This is a genomic window from Nostoc sp. XA010 (assembly GCF_020829625.1).
Lineage (GTDB): Bacteria > Cyanobacteriota > Cyanobacteriia > Cyanobacteriales > Nostocaceae > Nostoc.
In genome coordinates this window covers 40,951-58,256 of record NZ_JAIVFX010000003.1, presented here as the reverse complement: position 1 = coordinate 58,256, position 17,306 = coordinate 40,951, and the positions used below count along the sequence as shown (strand labels likewise).

General features: G+C 42.4%; 16 protein-coding genes, 1 other RNA gene and 1 pseudogene. 15 read left to right on the top strand and 3 right to left on the bottom strand.

Features of this window, described 5'->3' with window-relative positions:
- Positions 1–5 precede the first annotated feature (5 nt).
- Complete coding sequence (locus tag LC608_RS05720) at positions 6–665, bottom strand: VWA domain-containing protein (protein ID WP_229552617.1); 660 nt, start codon at positions 663–665, stop codon at positions 6–8.
- A gap of 283 nt (positions 666–948) precedes the next feature.
- Here LC608_RS05720 and LC608_RS05715 point away from each other — a divergent pair.
- The 13 genes and pseudogenes from LC608_RS05715 to ssrA all read left to right on the top strand — a co-directional run bounded on the left by LC608_RS05715 (position 949) and on the right by ssrA (position 11,166).
- Positions 949–1,365 (top strand): annotated as a pseudogene (locus tag LC608_RS05715) (XisH family protein).
- Positions 1,353–1,682 (top strand): XisI protein, encoded by a 330-nt coding sequence (locus tag LC608_RS05710; RefSeq protein ID WP_229552616.1) that lies wholly within the window; start codon positions 1,353–1,355, stop codon positions 1,680–1,682. Before LC608_RS05715 ends, LC608_RS05710 begins: the two are co-directional and overlap by 13 nt.
- 82 nt (positions 1,683–1,764) lie before the next feature.
- A complete protein-coding gene (locus LC608_RS05705) occupies positions 1,765–2,967 on the top strand; it encodes a class I SAM-dependent methyltransferase (protein ID WP_229552615.1) in 1,203 nt (400 codons plus the stop codon).
- 528 nt (positions 2,968–3,495) lie between these two features.
- Positions 3,496–3,936: an ATP synthase subunit I gene (locus LC608_RS05700; protein ID WP_229552920.1), complete on the top strand. Its 441-nt coding sequence runs from the start codon at positions 3,496–3,498 to the stop codon at positions 3,934–3,936.
- A 60-nt stretch (positions 3,937–3,996) separates the two neighbouring features.
- Entirely contained in the window at positions 3,997–4,758 is a 762-nt protein-coding gene (atpB, locus tag LC608_RS05695; RefSeq protein WP_229552614.1) for a F0F1 ATP synthase subunit A, read from the top strand.
- Positions 4,759–4,908: 150 nt separating this feature from the next.
- Positions 4,909–5,154 (top strand): ATP synthase F0 subunit C, encoded by a 246-nt coding sequence (gene atpE / locus LC608_RS05690; RefSeq protein ID WP_012411162.1) that lies wholly within the window; start codon positions 4,909–4,911, stop codon positions 5,152–5,154.
- A 182-nt stretch (positions 5,155–5,336) separates the two neighbouring features.
- Positions 5,337–5,768, top strand: coding sequence for a F0F1 ATP synthase subunit B' (locus tag LC608_RS05685; RefSeq protein WP_229552613.1), 432 nt, complete (start codon positions 5,337–5,339; stop codon positions 5,766–5,768).
- A gap of 193 nt (positions 5,769–5,961) precedes the next feature.
- Complete coding sequence (locus LC608_RS05680; protein WP_229552612.1) at positions 5,962–6,534, top strand: F0F1 ATP synthase subunit B; 573 nt, start codon at positions 5,962–5,964, stop codon at positions 6,532–6,534.
- A complete protein-coding gene (atpH, locus tag LC608_RS05675; RefSeq protein ID WP_229552611.1) occupies positions 6,531–7,085 on the top strand; it encodes an ATP synthase F1 subunit delta in 555 nt (184 codons plus the stop codon). The genes LC608_RS05680 and atpH overlap by 4 nt, the downstream gene beginning before the upstream one ends.
- A 190-nt stretch (positions 7,086–7,275) precedes the next feature.
- The gene (gene atpA / locus LC608_RS05670; RefSeq protein WP_229552610.1) at positions 7,276–8,796 is read left to right on the top strand and encodes a F0F1 ATP synthase subunit alpha; all 1,521 of its coding nucleotides are present in this window, start codon (positions 7,276–7,278) and stop codon (positions 8,794–8,796) included.
- Between the two features lie 96 nt (positions 8,797–8,892).
- Entirely contained in the window at positions 8,893–9,840 is a 948-nt protein-coding gene (locus tag LC608_RS05665) for a F0F1 ATP synthase subunit gamma (protein WP_229552609.1), read from the top strand.
- A gap of 103 nt (positions 9,841–9,943) precedes the next feature.
- Positions 9,944–10,708 (top strand): bifunctional 2-polyprenyl-6-hydroxyphenol methylase/3-demethylubiquinol 3-O-methyltransferase UbiG, encoded by a 765-nt coding sequence (locus LC608_RS05660; RefSeq protein ID WP_229552608.1) that lies wholly within the window; start codon positions 9,944–9,946, stop codon positions 10,706–10,708.
- A gap of 65 nt (positions 10,709–10,773) precedes the next feature.
- Positions 10,774–11,166, top strand: a transfer-messenger RNA (tmRNA) gene (ssrA, locus tag LC608_RS05655).
- A 450-nt stretch (positions 11,167–11,616) separates the two neighbouring features.
- Here the strand turns inward: ssrA and LC608_RS05650 are convergent.
- The gene (locus LC608_RS05650) at positions 11,617–12,072 is read right to left on the bottom strand and encodes a helix-turn-helix domain-containing protein (protein WP_229552607.1); all 456 of its coding nucleotides are present in this window, start codon (positions 12,070–12,072) and stop codon (positions 11,617–11,619) included.
- A 1,183-nt stretch (positions 12,073–13,255) separates the two neighbouring features.
- On the opposite strand from LC608_RS05650, the gene LC608_RS05645 reads away from it, so the two are divergent.
- Together LC608_RS05645 and LC608_RS05640 are read left to right on the top strand one after the other, a co-directional pair.
- Positions 13,256–14,974, top strand: coding sequence for a diflavin flavoprotein (locus LC608_RS05645; RefSeq protein ID WP_229552606.1), 1,719 nt, complete (start codon positions 13,256–13,258; stop codon positions 14,972–14,974).
- Between the two features lie 118 nt (positions 14,975–15,092).
- Entirely contained in the window at positions 15,093–16,805 is a 1,713-nt protein-coding gene (locus LC608_RS05640; protein ID WP_229552605.1) for a diflavin flavoprotein, read from the top strand.
- 292 nt (positions 16,806–17,097) lie between these two features.
- Here LC608_RS05640 and LC608_RS05635 read toward each other — a convergent pair whose 3' ends face one another.
- Positions 17,098–17,247: a hypothetical protein gene (locus LC608_RS05635; protein WP_229552604.1), complete on the bottom strand. Its 150-nt coding sequence runs from the start codon at positions 17,245–17,247 to the stop codon at positions 17,098–17,100.
- Positions 17,248–17,306: the final 59 nt, after the last annotated feature.

Sequence of the window (17,306 nt, the reverse complement as noted above, 5' to 3'; positions counted from 1 at the left end):
TTCCTCTAACTGGTAATTTGACCCCATCCCATAGTCGGTAAAGCTACAGCTTGCCCAACTTTGCCACTAGAAACCCGTTTCATCGAAGCAGAAAGCCAGACAAACATATCACGAAAATCTAAGCCGTTTAGCGTAACTGGTGGACGTTCAGGAGGAGAAATTTGTTTGAGGATATTCATATCAGCATCCTTTACACCAACCGCAAAAAATGACAGTCGGCTTTGTGCTTCTGCTTGTCTCAATCTTTGCGCGGCTGATTGCCAGGAGTCAGTTGGCGCCCCGTCTGTAATCAAAAACACCCAAGGGCGATAATAAAGAATACCGTTGTCTTTATAAGTCTGTTTCCGGTTCTCTAGAAAATCCAAGGCATACTCAATCGCCCCACCCATTGGGGTAACACCATCTACTTCTAATGTAGGCGGTGTAAATTGGTCAATCGTCACAAAGTCTTGCGTGAGTTTAACTATAGGACCAAATGTAATCATGGACACTTCCACACTCAGCGATGCTTGGGAATCTTTGAGTACATCTGCTTTGAAAGCAGCAAGCCCTTGATTTAACTCTTGGATAGGCTGACCTGACATCGAGCCAGAAGTATCGAGTAACAGAATTACAGGGCAACGATTTTCTGGATTTTCAACGAATTCTGGCATTCCTACAGCCATTTAATGCTCCTGGGTAAGTAAATTTTTATACAAAATTACAATTAAATTTTATTAGCTAATAAATACTTAAACACTAGTGTTTTTACTGAAACGGCTTCCCTACTTAAAATATATGGGCTGATGGCGATGTCTACGACGGGCTGCGCCTACGCAATTATTTGTCTACCTGAAGTGTCCAGCATTCGCTAAACTCAGAATTGCTGCAATATTGCTCCTGAATTATCAGACTCCCAAACCGTTAGCGCTGCTGTTGCCAAACTCTACGATACCTATCCATTTTCCTATGCCTTCTAAAGATATATTCCATCAATATGTCCGCACTGCTTTAGAAAAAGATGGTTGGATGATTACTCATGATCCATTGCATCTGAAAGTTGATGATATTGAATTTTTTGTGGATTTAGGAGCAGAAAGACTATTGGCAGCACAAAAACAAGGTCAAAAAATAGTCGTAGAAATAAAATCCTTTCTAGGTGCATCTGAAGTAAAGGAATTTCATCTCGCTTTAGGTCAAACCTTGAATTATTGGCTAGCATAAAAAAAAGAAGAACCAGAACGTATTTTATATCTAGCTATTAGCCAAGATACATATCAAGACTTTTTCTCACGTCAATTTGTTTAAAATTCTTTAAAAGAATATCAAATTAAACTTTTAATATTTAATTCCTTAAGTCAGGACATTGTTTTATGGAAGGAATAAATTACTCTCAAATCATTCAAGAGATTTTAAGTAATCATTCAGCTAATGATGTGGCTAATGGCACAGATGTTCAATTGTTATTTGATGCAGAACGGCATCATTATCAAGTCTTAAATATTGGCTGGAAAGAACAACGTAGAATTTATGGAGTCATCATTCATGTTGATATCAAAGACAAAAAAATTTGGATACAAAGAGATGGTACAGAAATCGGTATCGCTAATGAATTAATTGCTGCTGGTGTACCTAAAGAAGATATTGTATTAGGATTTCATGCTCCTTATAAACGCGAATTTACTGACTTTGCTGTTGGATAAGTAGTAGAAAATAAGCAATAGTAATCTTTGCCCTAATCATCCACTATCCGCTAAACTCAGAAATGCTGCGTTATTCCTCATCATGTCCGATTCCCAAACTGTTAGTGCTGCTGTTGCCAAACTCTACAATACCTACCCCTTTCCGCCAGAAGCCTTGTTGGATGAACCACCTCCAGGCTACAACTGGCGCTGGAATTGGCTAGCCGCTCATAACTTCTGCACAGGTCAAAAACCCCAAAGGCAAGATATTCGGATTTTAGATGCAGGTTGCGGTACTGGTGTAAGTACAGAGTACTTGGTTCACCTCAATCCTCAAGCTTCAGTTGTGGGAATTGATCTCAGTACTGGCGCTTTAGCTGTAGCAAAAGAACGTTGTCAGCGTTCTGGGGCTACCCGCGTTGAATTTCATCACCTCAGCTTGTTTGATGTGGAACAGTTACCGGGTGAGTTTGATCTAATTAATTGTGTTGGTGTTTTGCATCATACCTCCGATCCAATTGGCGGTATTCGAGCTTTGGCGAAAAAGTTAGCCCCAGGCGGCTTGATGCACATTTTTGTCTATGGAGAGTTGGGACGCTGGGAAATTCAACTTATGCAAAAAGCGATCGCACTTCTTCAAGGTGACAAAAAAGGCGACTACCGCGATGGTGTCCAAGTAGGACGACAAATATTTGCTTCACTACCAGAAAATAACCGACTTGTCAAATACGACAAACAACGTTGGTCATTAGAAAATCACAAGGATGAAAACTTTGCTGATATGTACGTTCATCCCCAAGAAATTGACTACAACATAGAGACGCTATTTGAATTAATTGATGCTTCGGGATTGGAGTTTATTGGTTTCTCAAATCCGAGTTTCTGGCATTTGGAGAGACTTTTAGGCAAAGCACCAGAGTTACTAGAACGGGCAAAACAATTGAGCGATGCCTGCGGCGGGCAAAGCCAACGCCAGCTTTACCGCCTGATAGAATTACTAGATCCAGAAGTAACTCATTACGAGTTTTTCCTCGGTCGTCCTCCTTTAATTAAGTCCGACTGGTCAGACGATAACGCCTTACTGGCAGCGATTCCCGAACTTAATCCTTGTATTGAAGGATTTCCCAGTCAATGTTTCTTTAATTACGATTACCAGATTGTTAATTTATCTGTACCAGAGTTTGAATTTATGCAAAAATGTGATGCTAATTTAACAGTGGCAGAGATTTTAGCAGGTGTGCAACTGGGTTTGGATGGGGTGAGAACGCTTCTTCAGCAGCAGCTGATTTTATTGACACCTGCTTGATTACACTTCACTTAAATACGAAGTTAAGATTTGTCAATTTATACTCGTCGTGAGGAGCGATCGCCCATCACCACTTCTGGCAAATTAATGTAAATTAAGAAAGTGCCTAAGAAACAGGGTATTGTATCATCCCAAAAGTTGGAACTTTCTGGAATTCAGCAGTGGTGCGATCTTTAATGACTTGCCGCTACTCTACGATTTCTGATTTGCGGTACGTTCATACGCTCCTCAAGCACCAGTTGATTTTATTGACACCAACTTAATTCAAACTTTGGAGGATAATTATTCACTCAAAAAACTGGAATTGGAAGAAATTTTGAATTTTCAGGCAACATTTATTGATTATTCACCCACACGCTCCCTCACACGATCAGCCGCTCTCTCGCTTCTGTGAGCGCGACCTTACTGAATGTGTAACGTTGCCAAGAAGTTAATTGTTTTTTCCTAAAGTATTGTTACCGGATCGTGATATGATTCAGCTGACTGAATGTGCAGTCATCATATTTAACTGTACTGGTTTCAAGTCCCGTGAGCTTGTCAGACGAATCAATTGCGCCCACTCCGACAACGCAACAAGATGCTAAAACTGGTTCTGGAGACACAGAATCAGGTAACTCCATGCAAGAGTTCCATCAACTCTTCCAGCGATTGTTGGTAATCACGCTTGTCTTGACGGGGGTTATTTTTATCTCTGTGTGGATTTTTTATTCCTTAAACATTGCCCTAAATTATTTAATTGGGGCGTGTACAGGTGTGGTTTACTTAAAAATGTTGGCTAGAGACGTTGAGCAGCTTGGTAGTCAGAAAACCAGTCTGAGCAAAACTCGTTTTGCTCTGTTTATTGGAGTGATGATCGTGGCAACTCAATGGCGTGAGCTACAGATTCTGCCCATTTTTTTGGGATTTCTAACTTATAAAGCCACGCTCCTCGTCTATATGGTGCAAATTGCGTTCATTCCTGATTCTTAAAAAGTCAGGCTCACAAAGATAGTAATCCCATCCTCGCTCGTTGGGGAAAATGCTTGAAGAATGCAAATGCTTAGTGTCTTAAACGCCCTTAATTCTTTTCCCCTCGCCGCATTAGAAGTAGGTCATCATTTCTACTGGCAGTTGGGCAATCTTAAAATTCATGGGCAAGTTTTTCTCACCTCATGGTTTGTGATTAGTATTCTAGTAGTGGCTTCAATAGCTGCTACTCGCAACGCACAAAGAATTCCCAAGGGCATCCAGAATTTGATGGAATATGCCTTAGAATTTATTCGTGATTTGGCAAAAAACCAACTTGGTGAGAAAGAGTACCGCCCTTGGGTGCCATTTATTGGCACACTGTTCTTGTTTATTTTCGTATCGAACTGGTCAGGTGCACTAATTCCCTGGAAGCTCATCAGGCTACCTTCGGGCGAATTGGCAGCTCCCACCAATGACATCAATACGACTGTTGCGTTGGCATTGCTGACCTCCTTAGCGTACTTTTACGCAGGTTTTAGCAAACGGGGTTTAGGCTACTTTAAGAAATATATAGAGCCAACACCTGTTTTGTTGCCGATCGCAATCCTAGAAGATTTCACCAAGCCCCTCTCCCTAAGCTTCCGGCTATTTGGTAATATTTTGGCGGATGAATTGGTAGTAGCGGTGCTGGTGCTGCTAGTTCCTCTATTTGTACCTCTGCCTGTAATGGCCTTGGGTTTATTTACCAGTGCCATTCAAGCTCTGGTTTTCGCCACCCTAGCCGGAGCATACATTCATGAGGCAATGGAGGGACATGGCGGAGATGAACATGAGGAGCATTAAACTTCTCAGTTGATAGCACAGTTCCAAGAGCATATTCGCTCAAAACATCGCAAAGCGCGATCTTAAAGAACCCGGTGCAGCGTGAAAACCACGTTTCTAATTGTTAACGTAATGTCTGTTAGTTTTGTAATCAAAGCAAGGAAAATCAACATGGATCCATTAGTTCAGGCTGCTTCAGTTCTCGCTGCTGCTTTAGCGATTGGTTTAGCTGCAATTGGCCCTGGTATTGGTCAAGGAAACGCTGCTGGACAAGCAGTAGAAGGTATTGCTCGTCAACCTGAAGCAGAAGGAAAAATTCGCGGTACTCTGCTATTAACCTTGGCATTCATGGAATCCTTGACTATCTATGGTCTAGTAATTGCCCTGGTATTGCTGTTTGCTAATCCTTTCGGCTAATACCTGAAAATTTTTGCGAGTGTGGAGACGTGAATCATCACGCCTCTACAATCGAAATGTTTTGGGTATCTCAATAGTTATAATGTTCAGTTGACCCTTGTTGGCTATGGGTCTCTAAAATATGAAAGGTTGGATGATGGTGCTAGCCATGAAAACTGCTACTCCAGCCAAAGAGGAGACAAATGTTTGATTTCGATGCTACCTTGCCCTTCATGGCATTGCAATTCCTGCTATTGGCAGCTTTGCTGAATGCAATTTTCTATAAGCCACTGACCAAGGTACTAGACGATCGCGATAGTTATATCCGAACGAATACCCTTGAAGCGCGGGAGAGCTTGGCTAAAGCCGAGCGCTTGGCTACCGAATATGAGCAACAACTCGCAGACGCTCGCAGACAATCGCAAGCTACCGTAGAAGCAGCTCAACTTGAAGCTAAGAAAATTACTGCCGAGAAAATCGCAGAGGCCCAAAAAGAAGCTCAGTCTCAAAGAGAACAAGCTTCTGTTGAAATAGAACAACAAAAGCAAGAAGCTTTTGGCACCTTAGAGCAACAAGTTGATGCTCTAAGCAGGCAGATTCTAGAAAAACTATTGGGGCCAACTCCAGTTAGATAAGCTAACTAGACTGGCTCTGTGAAAGCATACGCGCAACTGGGCCCTAGTCCAGAGCGCAAAATTTAAGTGTCAAATAAAGGCACTTTTTCCCTTCTGGGGAAAGATACTTAATTTCCTTACAGGGAAAAGATACTTAAACTTCCTTCCCTTGGGAAAAATACAACGTATTAGCAAGCGAGCAGCGCACTTGTAAATGGGTATCATGGGGACATTCTTATTACTTGCCGCAGCAGCGAACGCTGTTCACTCTGAATTGGCAGAAGGCGCAGCAGAAGGTGGTTTCGGTCTAAACCTAGACATTTTTGAAACCAATCTGATCAATCTAGCGATTCTGATTGGCATATTATTCTACTTCGGACGTAAAGTTTTAAGCAATATCCTGAATGAGCGACAATCCAATATTGCCACCGCAATTCAGGAAGCAGAAGGGCGCTTAAAAGAGGCAAAGACTGCCCTTTCCCAAGCGCAAGAGCAGTTGAAGCAATCTCAGGCAGAGGCAGAACGCATCCGCCAATCTGCCGTAGAAAATGCCCAAAAAGCGAAAGAAGCCTTGTTAGCGAAGGCAGGGCAAGACGTAGAGCGCTTGAAACAAACAGCAGCAGCAGATTTAAACACCGAAACTGATCGAGCGATCGCTCAACTACGGCAACGAGTTGCTACACTAGCATTGCAAAAAGTCGAATCGCAACTTAAAGGCGGGATTGCCGACGATGCTCAACAAAGTTTAATTGACCGCAGCATCGCACAACTGGGAGGCAATGTATGACAAGTCAGGTAGCGGCAGCCGAAGTAGCCCAACCTTACGCACAGGCACTTTTGTCAATAGCGCAATCGAAAAATTTGACAGAAGAGTTCGGGGAAGATGCGCGTACTTTCCTGGGACTGCTCAGAGCAGACAAACAGCTACACAACTTCTTCAGCAACCCGTTTATTCAGGCTGAGAACAAAAAAGCTCTCATCAAACAAATACTCGGTGAAGGCTCTAACCCCTACTTACGCAACTTTTTGTTGATACTAGTAGACAAACGCCGCATCGCATTCTTGGAATCTATTTTTCAACAATATCTGGCGCTGTTGCGGCAGCTGAATCAAACCGTATTAGCGGAAGTAATTTCAGCCGTTCCCCTCACAGAAGCTCAACAGCAGGCAATCATCCAAAAAGTCATTGCCATCAGTAATGCTCGCCAGGTAGAACTAGAAAGCAAGGTAGACAGCGAGTTAATTGGTGGTGTGATCATTAAAGTAGGCTCGCAAGTAATTGATGCCAGTATCCGGGGTCAGTTGCGTCGCCTTTCATTGCGCTTAACTAATAGCTAGAAGGTTAGGAGTTAGAAGTTAGGAGTTAGGAGTTAAAAGTTAGGAGTTAAGAGTTAAGTAAACAATAATTTATTTTGACTTTTAACTTTTAACCTTTGCTTTTTTAACTCATCGCTCTTAACTCATCACTCTTAACTCATCACTCCTAACTATTGAATTTTCCCGTCTCGAAAGCAAACAAGATAGACACATGAGCATATCAATTAGACCTGACGAAATTAGCAGCATTATCCAACAACAAATCGAGCAATACGATCAAGAGGTCAAAGTTGCTAACGTTGGTACTGTCCTACAAGTAGGTGACGGTATTGCCCGGATTTATGGTCTGGAAAAGGCTATGTCTGGGGAACTTTTGGAATTTGAAGATGGTACAATTGGCATCGCCCAGAACTTAGAAGAAGACAATGTGGGCGCGGTACTCATGGGTGAAGGGCTAGAAATTCAAGAAGGTAGCTCTGTAACCGCTACTGGTAGAATTGCCCAAGTACCCGTAGGAGAAGCCTTAATTGGACGAGTTGTAGACGCTTTGGGTCGTCCCATTGATGGTAAGGGAGACATCAAGACTTCAGACAGCCGTTTGATTGAATCTCCAGCACCCGGTATCATTGCTCGTCGGTCTGTACACGAACCGATGCAAACGGGTATCACAGCTATTGACTCAATGATTCCCATCGGTCGTGGTCAACGGGAATTGATTATTGGCGACCGTCAAACCGGCAAAACTGCGATCGCGATTGACACAATCATCAACCAGAAAGAAGAAGATGTAGTTTGTGTATACGTTGCGATCGGTCAAAAAGCTTCCACTGTAGCTAACGTGGTGCAGACATTGCAAGAAAAAGGCGCGATGGATTACACCGTCGTTGTCTTTGCTAGTGCCAGTGAACCAGCAACCCTGCAATACCTAGCTCCTTACACAGGCGCAACTATTGCTGAGTACTTCATGTACAAAGGTAAAGCTACCCTGGTAATTTACGATGACCTTTCCAAGCAAGCCCAAGCTTATCGTCAAATGTCACTACTGCTGCGTCGTCCACCCGGACGCGAAGCTTACCCTGGAGATGTATTCTACATTCACTCTCGTTTGTTAGAAAGAGCCGCCAAGCTCAGTGATGAATTAGGTAAAGGCAGTATGACCGCCCTACCAATTATCGAAACCCAAGCTGGTGACGTTTCAGCATACATCCCCACCAACGTAATTTCCATTACCGATGGTCAGATATTCCTATCTTCTGACTTGTTCAACGCTGGTATCCGTCCGGCTGTGAACCCTGGTATTTCTGTATCCCGCGTGGGTTCTGCGGCTCAAACCAAGGCAATGAAAAAAGTTGCCGGTAAGATTAAATTGGAACTAGCCCAATTTGACGACCTGCAAGCCTTCGCTCAATTTGCTTCTGACTTGGATAAAGCTACTCAAGACCAGCTAGCACGGGGTCAACGGTTACGCGAACTTCTCAAGCAGCCACAAAATTCGCCACTCTCGGTATACGAGCAAGTAGCAATTCTCTACGCTGGTATCAATGGTTACTTGGATGACGTTCCTGTAGATAAAGTCACAACCTTTACTCAAGGTCTGCGGGAGTACTTAAAGACTGGTAAAACCGAGTATGCCCAAGGAGTACAAGCCTCCAAAGCACTAGGTGATGCAGAAGAAGCTGCCTTGAAGGAAGCACTTAGCGAATATAAAAAGACCTTCAAAGCAGCAGCGTAATTAAAGTGAGGAGTGAAGAGTTAAGAGTTAAAAGTTAATGAAATACTCCTAGCTCTTAACTCCTAACTCCTAGCTCCTAACTCCTAACTCAAGAATATGCCCAATCTAAAAGCAATACGCGATCGCATTCAGTCGGTCAAAAACACCAAAAAAATTACAGAAGCCATGCGTCTCGTAGCTGCGGCTAGAGTGCGCCGGGCGCAAGAACAAGTGCTAGCGACTCGCCCCTTTGCTGATCGCTTGGCACAAGTATTGTATGGTTTGCAAAGCCGTCTGCGCTTTGAAGAAGCAAACCTGCCACTGCTGAGAAAAAGAGAAGTTAAGTCAGTTGGGCTGTTGGTAATTTCAGGCGATCGCGGTCTATGCGGCGGCTACAATAATAACGTTATCCGTCGTGCAGAAAACCGTGCCAAAGAAATCAAAGCAGAAGGTTTAAACTATCAATTTGTGTTAGTCGGACGTAAATCTACGCAGTACTTTCAACGCCGCGATCAGCCTATTGATGCTACCTATAGCGGCTTAGAGCAAATTCCCACCGCAGCAGAAGCCAATCAGATTGCCGACCAACTACTTTCCTTGTTCCTTTCCGAAGAAGTAGACCGCATCGAATTAATCTACACCAGATTCCTTTCATTGGTTAGCTCCCGTCCTGTGATACAAACCTTACTGCCCCTGGATCCGCAAGGTCTAGAAGCAGCCGATGATGAAATTTTCCGCTTGACAACCCGTGGCGGTAAATTTGAAGTCGAACGGGAGAAAGTGGCTAGCCAAGTCCGCCCGTTGGCTCCTGACATGATTTTCGAGCAAGATCCAGTGCAGATTCTCGATTCTTTGTTGCCTCTGTATCTGAGTAACCAGCTATTACGAGCGCTGCAAGAATCGGCAGCTAGTGAACTAGCAGCCCGGATGACAGCCATGAGTAATGCTAGTGAAAATGCTGGTGAATTGATTAACACCCTTACGCTGTCTTACAACAAAGCCCGACAAGCTGCAATTACCCAGGAACTCCTAGAAGTTGTTGGTGGTGCTGAAGCACTAACTTAGGGTATAGCTAATTATTTATTTGTAGTGCCTTGTAATATATAGTCAATTGCTAATTATTTTAAGATTAGCAATTGGCTATTTTTAGTATTTGAGACTTTTATAGATGACATTAACGGCATACGGGCCCTTATGTACTGAGGTTTATGAAATAACTAAGCCCATTGGTCAAGATTACCCAGATATTCCATACTACATCAAACATCTTTCATCAATTGGTCGCAGAATTTTGGAGGCGATGGTGGGAACGGGACGATTACTCATTCCACTGCTAGAAGCTGGTATCAATATTGAGGGTATTGATACTTCACCAGATATGCTTGCTGCTTGTCGAAAGCACTGTACTGACAGGAATTTAAATCCTGTTTTGCATCAAGGTTGTGTAGAAAATCTTGACATTTCTGGTAGATATAATGCGATTGCAGTTTCGTTTGGCTCGTTTATGTTGCTAGAAAAGCGAACTGCGGCTGTGGCTGCATTGCAAGCTTTTGCTCGACATCTGGAACCACAAGGGCGAATCTTTATTGATTTAGAGTTGCCTATTGAAGATTTTAAAACAGAGAATCTTGTTAAGCAGCGCTCGCCAATCAACTGCCTTGATGGATCAACAATCCTTTTACAATTCACATCTCGGATAGACTGGCTAAATCAACTGAATACGACTGTGATTCGCTACGAGAAGTGGAAAGAGGGCAAACTTGTTGCTACAGAATTACAAAATGTTCCTCTACATTGGTTTGGACGTGACGAGTTTATTATGTGTTTGCGGGAAAATGGCTACAAAGACATTATCCTGTGTGCCAACTATACTGATGGTCTAGAGCCAACTTCATATAAAGATACCCTGTGTTTCTCAGCAGTACTGGCATAAACCAAAAATTATTGTCAGCAACACATTTCCAAAATTGCGTATTATAATTGAATTATGAAGCGCATGGGTCCGTCACGGTTTCGACAGGTTGGCGAACGCTGCTCTGTGATTCAGGTCGAGAGTGAGTCTCCTCTCGGAAATCAAAGGCTCAAACAAAAAGTAAATGCGAATAACATCGTTAGCTTTGCTCGTAAGCCTGCTCTAGTAGCAGCTGCCTAAAAACCTCTTATAGGTTCGAGCGTCTTTAGTTTGACTCCGTTAAGGACTGAAGACCAAACCCCAACGGATGCTCTAGTAAGCGTTCTCTGGTTGGCTTGCTAGCTAAGATTAAATCAGAGCATCCTACGTTCGGGATAATGAACGATTCCCGCCTTGAGGGTCAGAAAGGCTAAACCTGTGAATGAGCGGGGGGTTAATACCCAATTTGGACAGCAGTTCGACTCTGCTCGGATCCACTAACAATAAATAACAAGTCCACCAAACAGTTTAATGTTTAGGTGGATTTTGTTTTATAAGAAGAATTTAGAACTCAGGAGCGGAGCCGGAGACGCTCCGCCTCCAGTCAGAATTCAGTATGAATTTTGTACGCTTGGGTTCCGCCTTTGTCCAGCGTCTCGTAGAGAGCGTCTGAATATTGGTTTAAAACTGTGCTTCTCTACGAGACGCTACCGCGAACGTCCCGCTACGCGGTTTCGCCCCTAGCGATGCACTGAGCAAGCCGTTGTGTGGGCGAAACTAGCATTAAAAATTTTCGCCTCACTTAATCTATGCCTTTATGGGTAGAGTATCCACCAATTCTGAATTCTGTATTCTAACTCCTGTGTTATTACGCAAAATGTCCCTTTCCGATGGGCGAGAGGGACAGATTTGAATGAAAGTTAGACAGGGAGAGGTTTATCTAACTCAGGTTAATTATTCTGTTCTTGGGGTTGTTTGCGTGCGCTTCCAAACCTCCTTCCTCTTTTTTTAAGTACCCGTCGTAATCTATCTGCGCTCAAGTTTACTTGACGCTCAGATGCGAGTTTATTTGCTAATTGTTTAGAGTTATAAGTCTGTGACTCTTGAGCTAAACAATTTTCTAGATAAGCCAAGTCTGATTCCGAATATCGAGGTTTTCCTCCTCGACCAGGAGCATCCCACAAACCTGCTAAACCCATCTTTTCCCAGCGATGAAGGGTTTGACGTACTGTTGAAATCGCCCAGTTCAAGCCTTTAGCAATTTGCTCATTTTTTAAGCCGCGAGTATTCAGCAGTAAGACTTGAGCACGATCCTTAGTACGTTGAGGAACATCTTTAGCTTTTCTTAACTCTTCTAAAGTCAGCTTTTGTTCTTCAGTTAGAAAGACTTTTAATCGGCATCCCATAAACAATAACCTTTTACACAGTCAATTTTTGCGATTTTTTTATGTCTATTCACGCCTGTACACTTAATTACTTACTTACGTATTTAATAGCACCCTGAAAAAGCTGAACTATAAGTATTAAGGATGTCGGCGTTTAAAAGTCTGCTACGTGAGAAGTATTGGCTTGAGAACACTATCAAAGTTTGCAATTTTTCATCAAGAATGGATTTTTATAAAAAGTTAGGTAAATCATAAATGACACCATTAACCTGCATAGGTAAATTTATTAGATAGCTAAAAGCTGTAGCTTTCAGTTATGACAATAAGAATTTATTGGTGTTGTCCTGATTAATGTTTAAAGTCCATGATAAAGGACTGTATCATTAAATTTATTAGATTATTCGTATGGTTAGAGAGATTTATCGAAACTTTAAAAATGATTTTTACGCTAGTTTGCATTTGAATGCCCAGAAAAAGGTATACAAGCTTAGTTCCTTTTTCTCATACTCGTATCTGGGGATTTGTCTTGGTTATCTCCATAAAAATATTTGTTTTCTCCTCTTTACATAAAGTTTATATTTCCCATGAAGATATTTTAGTTGAGAAAAAAAATCTATGCGATATCCATTATAAAAAACAGTGCTGACAGATTATTCGATGCGAAGTGAAAACAGAACTTATCTTGCCTTTGCTACTTTTCCTACTTTTCCCACTTTTCCTACCTTTCCTACTTTTCCTACTTTTCCTACTTAATAATAGAGGGGTTTAAAAAAGTAACTTTTGATGATCAACATCTAAATCTATTCTTTTAATACCTCTATTTTGCAACATATAAATATTTTATACCACAATTAGAAAATATACTTGTAAACGCTGTTATCTCCTTAGTATCCATACGTCATCTCAAAAAAAAGGTTACAATAAAAGTTATGGGTATGTTCTTATTATTTTTTAATATAATAAAAACGAATGTTTTTTAATTAGGATAAAATCAAATAAATAGCAAAATCAAATACTCAGTAAAGTCTGAAGAATAAAATAATAATTAGTAGATTTTTTGAGTCATAATTATTGCTGAAAAACAGCAATAATTGATACAAGTTAAATTTTTCAAAAACTGATATTTATTACAACTTAAACAAAAAATAATAGGGACAATAGGAGGCAGAAGAAAAACCTGTTAATTTGCGCTCGGAGACGAATAATGGTAGCGATCGCAGAGAACGTTCAGCATCGGTTAACTATACAAACTGTAGAAATTGCTCCTAACACAACAGCGATTCGCTCTCTTGATTGGGATCGCGATCGCTTCGATATCGAATTCGGACTGCAAAACGGCACAACCTACAATTCATATCTAATTAGGGGTGAACAAACAGTTTTGATTGATACTTCTCACCAGAAGTTTCGCGATCTGTATTTAGAGACTCTAAAAGGTCTTGTTAACCCTAAAACAATTGATTACATAATTGTCAGCCACACAGAGCCAGACCATAGCGGCTTGGTGGAAGATGTTCTTCAGTTAGCTCCTAGAGCTACCGTTTTAGCCTCAAAAGTTGCGCTTCAGTTTTTAGAAGGCTTGGTACACGATCCATTTTCTAAGCGAGTTGTCAAAACTGGCGATCGCATAGATATTGGTAAAGGACACGAAATGGAATTCGTGAGTGCGCCTAACCTGCACTGGCCGGATACAATCTTTAGCTTTGACCGCAAAACCCAAATTCTCTATACCTGTGATGCTTTTGGGATGCATTTTTGTGACGATCGCACCTTCGATGAAGATTTAGAAGCGATCGAAGCTGACTTTAGATTTTACTACGACTGCTTAATGGGCCCTAACGCTCGTTCGCTGCTGAATGCGATGAAGCGCATGGGCGATCTTGGGAAGATTAATATTATTGCCAACGGTCACGGTCCACTATTATACCACCATTTAGATGTTCTAACCGGGTGCTACGAAAATTGGAGCCAAAAGCAAGCTAAAGCAGAAACAACCGTCGGCTTGTTTTTTGTTTCAGATTACGGATATGGCGAACGCCTTGGTCACGCAATTGCCGAAGGTATACTGAAAACAGGCATTGGCGTAGAAGTACTGGATCTAAGTACTGCTGAGAGCCAAGAAATTCAAGAACTAGCCGGGAGAGCAGCTGGCATTATTATTGGTATGCCTCCGACTACTTCTGCCGCAGCTCAAGCTGGTATCAGTTCGGTGCTAGCTGTCGCCAAGAACAAGCAATTGATTGGGCTGTTTGAATGTTATGGTGGGGATGATGAACCCATTGATACACTCCGCAGACAATTTATCAACTCTGGCATCAAAGAAGCTTTCCCACCCATTCGGATTAAAGAAGTTCCCAGCGCATCAACATTCCAGTTGTGTGAAGAAGCGGGTAAAGACATCGGACAATTGCTGGTGCGCGATCGCAACATCAAGCAAATCAAGTCTCTTGATGTCAACATGGAAAAGGCGCTGGGTCGGATTAGCAGTGGACTGTATATAGTCACTACTAAAAAAGATAATGCCTCAAGTGCAATGCTGGCATCCTGGGTAACGCAAGCGAGTTTGCAACCTTTGGGATTAACAATTGCCGTTGCTAAAGACCGCGCCATTGATTCCTTAATGCAAATAGGCGATCGCTTCGTCCTCAACGTTTTGGAAGAAGGCAATTATCAAGAACTTAAAAAGCACTTCCTCAAGCGCTTGCATCCTGGTGCTGATCGCTTTGCTGGGGTAAAAACTCAAACCGCGAAAAACGGTTCCCCGATTCTGGCAGATGCTCTGGCATACATGGAATGTGAAATACAGAGCAGCATGGAATGCAGCGACCACTGGATTTTATATTGCACCGTTCAAGAAGGCCGTGTCTCCAAAAACGATGGATTGACAGCCGTTCGCCATCGCAAAGTAGGTAATTACTACTAAGAAAGAGTGAAAAAGTAACAGGTGACAGGGGACAGAAAAGAAAACTATCCCCTGTTTCCTATGATCCATACCTATAACCTATTCCCTATTCCCTGTTCCCTAACTTTACCCAACAGCTATGACCAATTCCAAGCCACGCGACGTCCAAGTTTTACCAATTGCTACAAATACTAAGGCGATCAAAGCACGTAGTTGGTCACGTCTGCGGTTTGAAATTGAATACGCACTTGAAAGAGGTACTACCTCTAATTGCTATTTAATTGAAGCTGATAAAACCGCACTTCTTGATCCACCGCCAGAAAGCTTTACCGAAATTTATTTAGAGGCATTGCGGCAGACTTTAGATTTGCAAAGTTTGGATTATATAATCCTGGGTCATTTTAGTCCCAATCGAGTTGCAACCCTCAAAGCAATTTTAGAACTGGCACCACAGGTAACTTTTGTCTGTTCTCTTCCCGGTGCGAACAATTTGCGTGCTGCTTTCTTAGATCATGATTTGAAAGTCTTGGTGATGCGGGGGAAAGAAACTCTGGATTTAGGCAAGGGTCATGTTTTAAAATTCTTGCCCACTCCCAGTCCGCGTTGGCCGGAAGGGCTTTGTACCTACGATCAGCAAACCCAAATTCTCTACACAGATAAGTTATTTGCAACTCATCTCTGTGGTGATGAACTGTTTGATGATAACTGGGAAGCGCTTAAAGAAGACCAACGTTACTACTTTAACTGCCTGATGGCTCCCCAAATTCCTCATGTGCAAGCAGCTTTGGAGAAAATCTCAGATTTGCAGGTGAGAATGTATGCTGTGGGTCACGGGCCCTTGGTACGCACCAGCTTAATCGAACTCACTAAAGCTTATGCAGAGTGGAGCCGTTCTCACAACGATCGCGAGATTTCTGTAGCCTTACTTTACGCTTCAGCTTACGGCAATACAGCGACTTTAGCACAAGCGATCGCTCTGGGATTAACTAAAGGTGGAGTTGCAGTCAAATCGATTAACTGCGAATTTGCTACTCCTGATGAAATTCGTATCAACCTAGCACAGTCAGAGGGTTTTATCATTGGTTCTCCTACCATCGGTGGTCATGCGCCAACTCCCATTCATACAGCTTTAGGTATTGTGCTATCAAGCGGTGACAATAGCAAACTCGCTGGGGTTTTTGGTTCCTACGGCTGGAGTGGCGAAGCCTTTGACTTAATTGAAGGTAAACTCCGGGATGCTGGATATCGCTTTGGCTTTGACACCCTGAAGGTGAAGTTTAAACCTGATGATGTCACTCTCAAGTTTTGTGAAGAATTAGGCACAGACTTTGCCCAAGCACTGAAAAAGGCTAAAAAGGTACGCGTACCACAACAAGCCGCTACTCCAGTAGAACAGGCTGTTGGTCGGATTGTTGGTTCCGTCTGCGTGGTGACAGCGAAACTTGGAGAAGTGTCTACCGCAATGTTAGGCGCTTGGGTTTCTCAAGCCACCTTTAACCCACCTGGACTAACTGTTGCGATCGCCAAAGACCGAGCGATCGAATCTTTGATGTATCCAGGCGGTAAGTTTGCCTTAAATATTCTACCTGAAGGCAATCATCAAGATTACATGAAGCATTTTCGTAAATCTTTTGCACCTGGAGAAGATCGATTTGCCAACTTTAGTACAGCAGTTGCAGATAACGGTTGTACCGTCCTCACCGATGCTTTAGCATATTTGGAATGCTCAGTCAACCAACGTATGGAATGTGGCGACCATTGGGTTGTGTATGCAACTGTAGATGAAGGTAAATTACTCAAGCCTGATGCTGTGACTGCCATTAACCATCGCAAAACCGGCACTCATTATTAAATAGTGAGACATTTAACTTAGGGGAAGCGCTTTAGCTTAAATATAGCGCTTTTCGTTTGGATGCAATACATTTTGACCTCTCTCCAACCTCTCTCCTAAAAGGAGAGAGGCTTTGATGCTCACTCCCCTTCCTTTGCAGGGAAGGGGCTGGGGGTTAGGTCTGTATTTCACGAGAACCGCTATATACGCAAGGCAAAGCGTTTTATGACAAAAATTCTCTTTTTTATTGTGGGATGGACAAGATGTCCATCTCATTTTTTTTGTCAAGATGCAGAGTCCGCCCAAGAGAATTTTAGTTATTGACTAAGTACAGCATTTTATTAATTCGTAGCAAATTAAATTTGGCAATACCCTGCAATGCCAATGCATCGGCTGACAATGCCAATGCATCGACTGACAATGCCAATGCATCGGCTGACAATGGCAATGTGTCCCCTTGCATTAAAAACGCTACAATTTTACGCAAAGCTGCACTAAGCCATCTATCTTTAGACAGATATT

What these genes read in the sequence shown, in the direction of transcription:
- LC608_RS05665 (WP_229552609.1), top strand. Translation starts at nt 8,893, where the DNA reads ATGCCCAATCTAAAAGCAATACGCGATCGCATTCAGTCGGTCAAAAAC.
- LC608_RS05650 (WP_229552607.1), bottom strand. Translation starts at nt 12,072, where the DNA reads ATGGGATGCCGATTAAAAGTCTTTCTAACTGAAGAACAAAAGCTGACT.
- LC608_RS05705 (WP_229552615.1), top strand. Translation starts at nt 1,765, where the DNA reads ATGTCCGATTCCCAAACTGTTAGTGCTGCTGTTGCCAAACTCTACAAT.
- LC608_RS05660 (WP_229552608.1), top strand. Translation starts at nt 9,944, where the DNA reads ATGACATTAACGGCATACGGGCCCTTATGTACTGAGGTTTATGAAATA.
- atpE (WP_012411162.1), top strand. Translation starts at nt 4,909, where the DNA reads ATGGATCCATTAGTTCAGGCTGCTTCAGTTCTCGCTGCTGCTTTAGCG.
- atpB (WP_229552614.1), top strand. Translation starts at nt 3,997, where the DNA reads ATGCAAATGCTTAGTGTCTTAAACGCCCTTAATTCTTTTCCCCTCGCC.
- LC608_RS05640 (WP_229552605.1), top strand. Translation starts at nt 15,093, where the DNA reads ATGACCAATTCCAAGCCACGCGACGTCCAAGTTTTACCAATTGCTACA.
- LC608_RS05680 (WP_229552612.1), top strand. Translation starts at nt 5,962, where the DNA reads ATGGGTATCATGGGGACATTCTTATTACTTGCCGCAGCAGCGAACGCT.
- LC608_RS05685 (WP_229552613.1), top strand. Translation starts at nt 5,337, where the DNA reads ATGTTTGATTTCGATGCTACCTTGCCCTTCATGGCATTGCAATTCCTG.
- atpA (WP_229552610.1), top strand. Translation starts at nt 7,276, where the DNA reads ATGAGCATATCAATTAGACCTGACGAAATTAGCAGCATTATCCAACAA.
- atpH (WP_229552611.1), top strand. Translation starts at nt 6,531, where the DNA reads ATGACAAGTCAGGTAGCGGCAGCCGAAGTAGCCCAACCTTACGCACAG.
- LC608_RS05645 (WP_229552606.1), top strand. Translation starts at nt 13,256, where the DNA reads ATGGTAGCGATCGCAGAGAACGTTCAGCATCGGTTAACTATACAAACT.
- LC608_RS05710 (WP_229552616.1), top strand. Translation starts at nt 1,353, where the DNA reads ATGGAAGGAATAAATTACTCTCAAATCATTCAAGAGATTTTAAGTAAT.
- LC608_RS05635 (WP_229552604.1), bottom strand. Translation starts at nt 17,247, where the DNA reads ATGCAAGGGGACACATTGCCATTGTCAGCCGATGCATTGGCATTGTCA.
- LC608_RS05720 (WP_229552617.1), bottom strand. Translation starts at nt 665, where the DNA reads ATGGCTGTAGGAATGCCAGAATTCGTTGAAAATCCAGAAAATCGTTGC.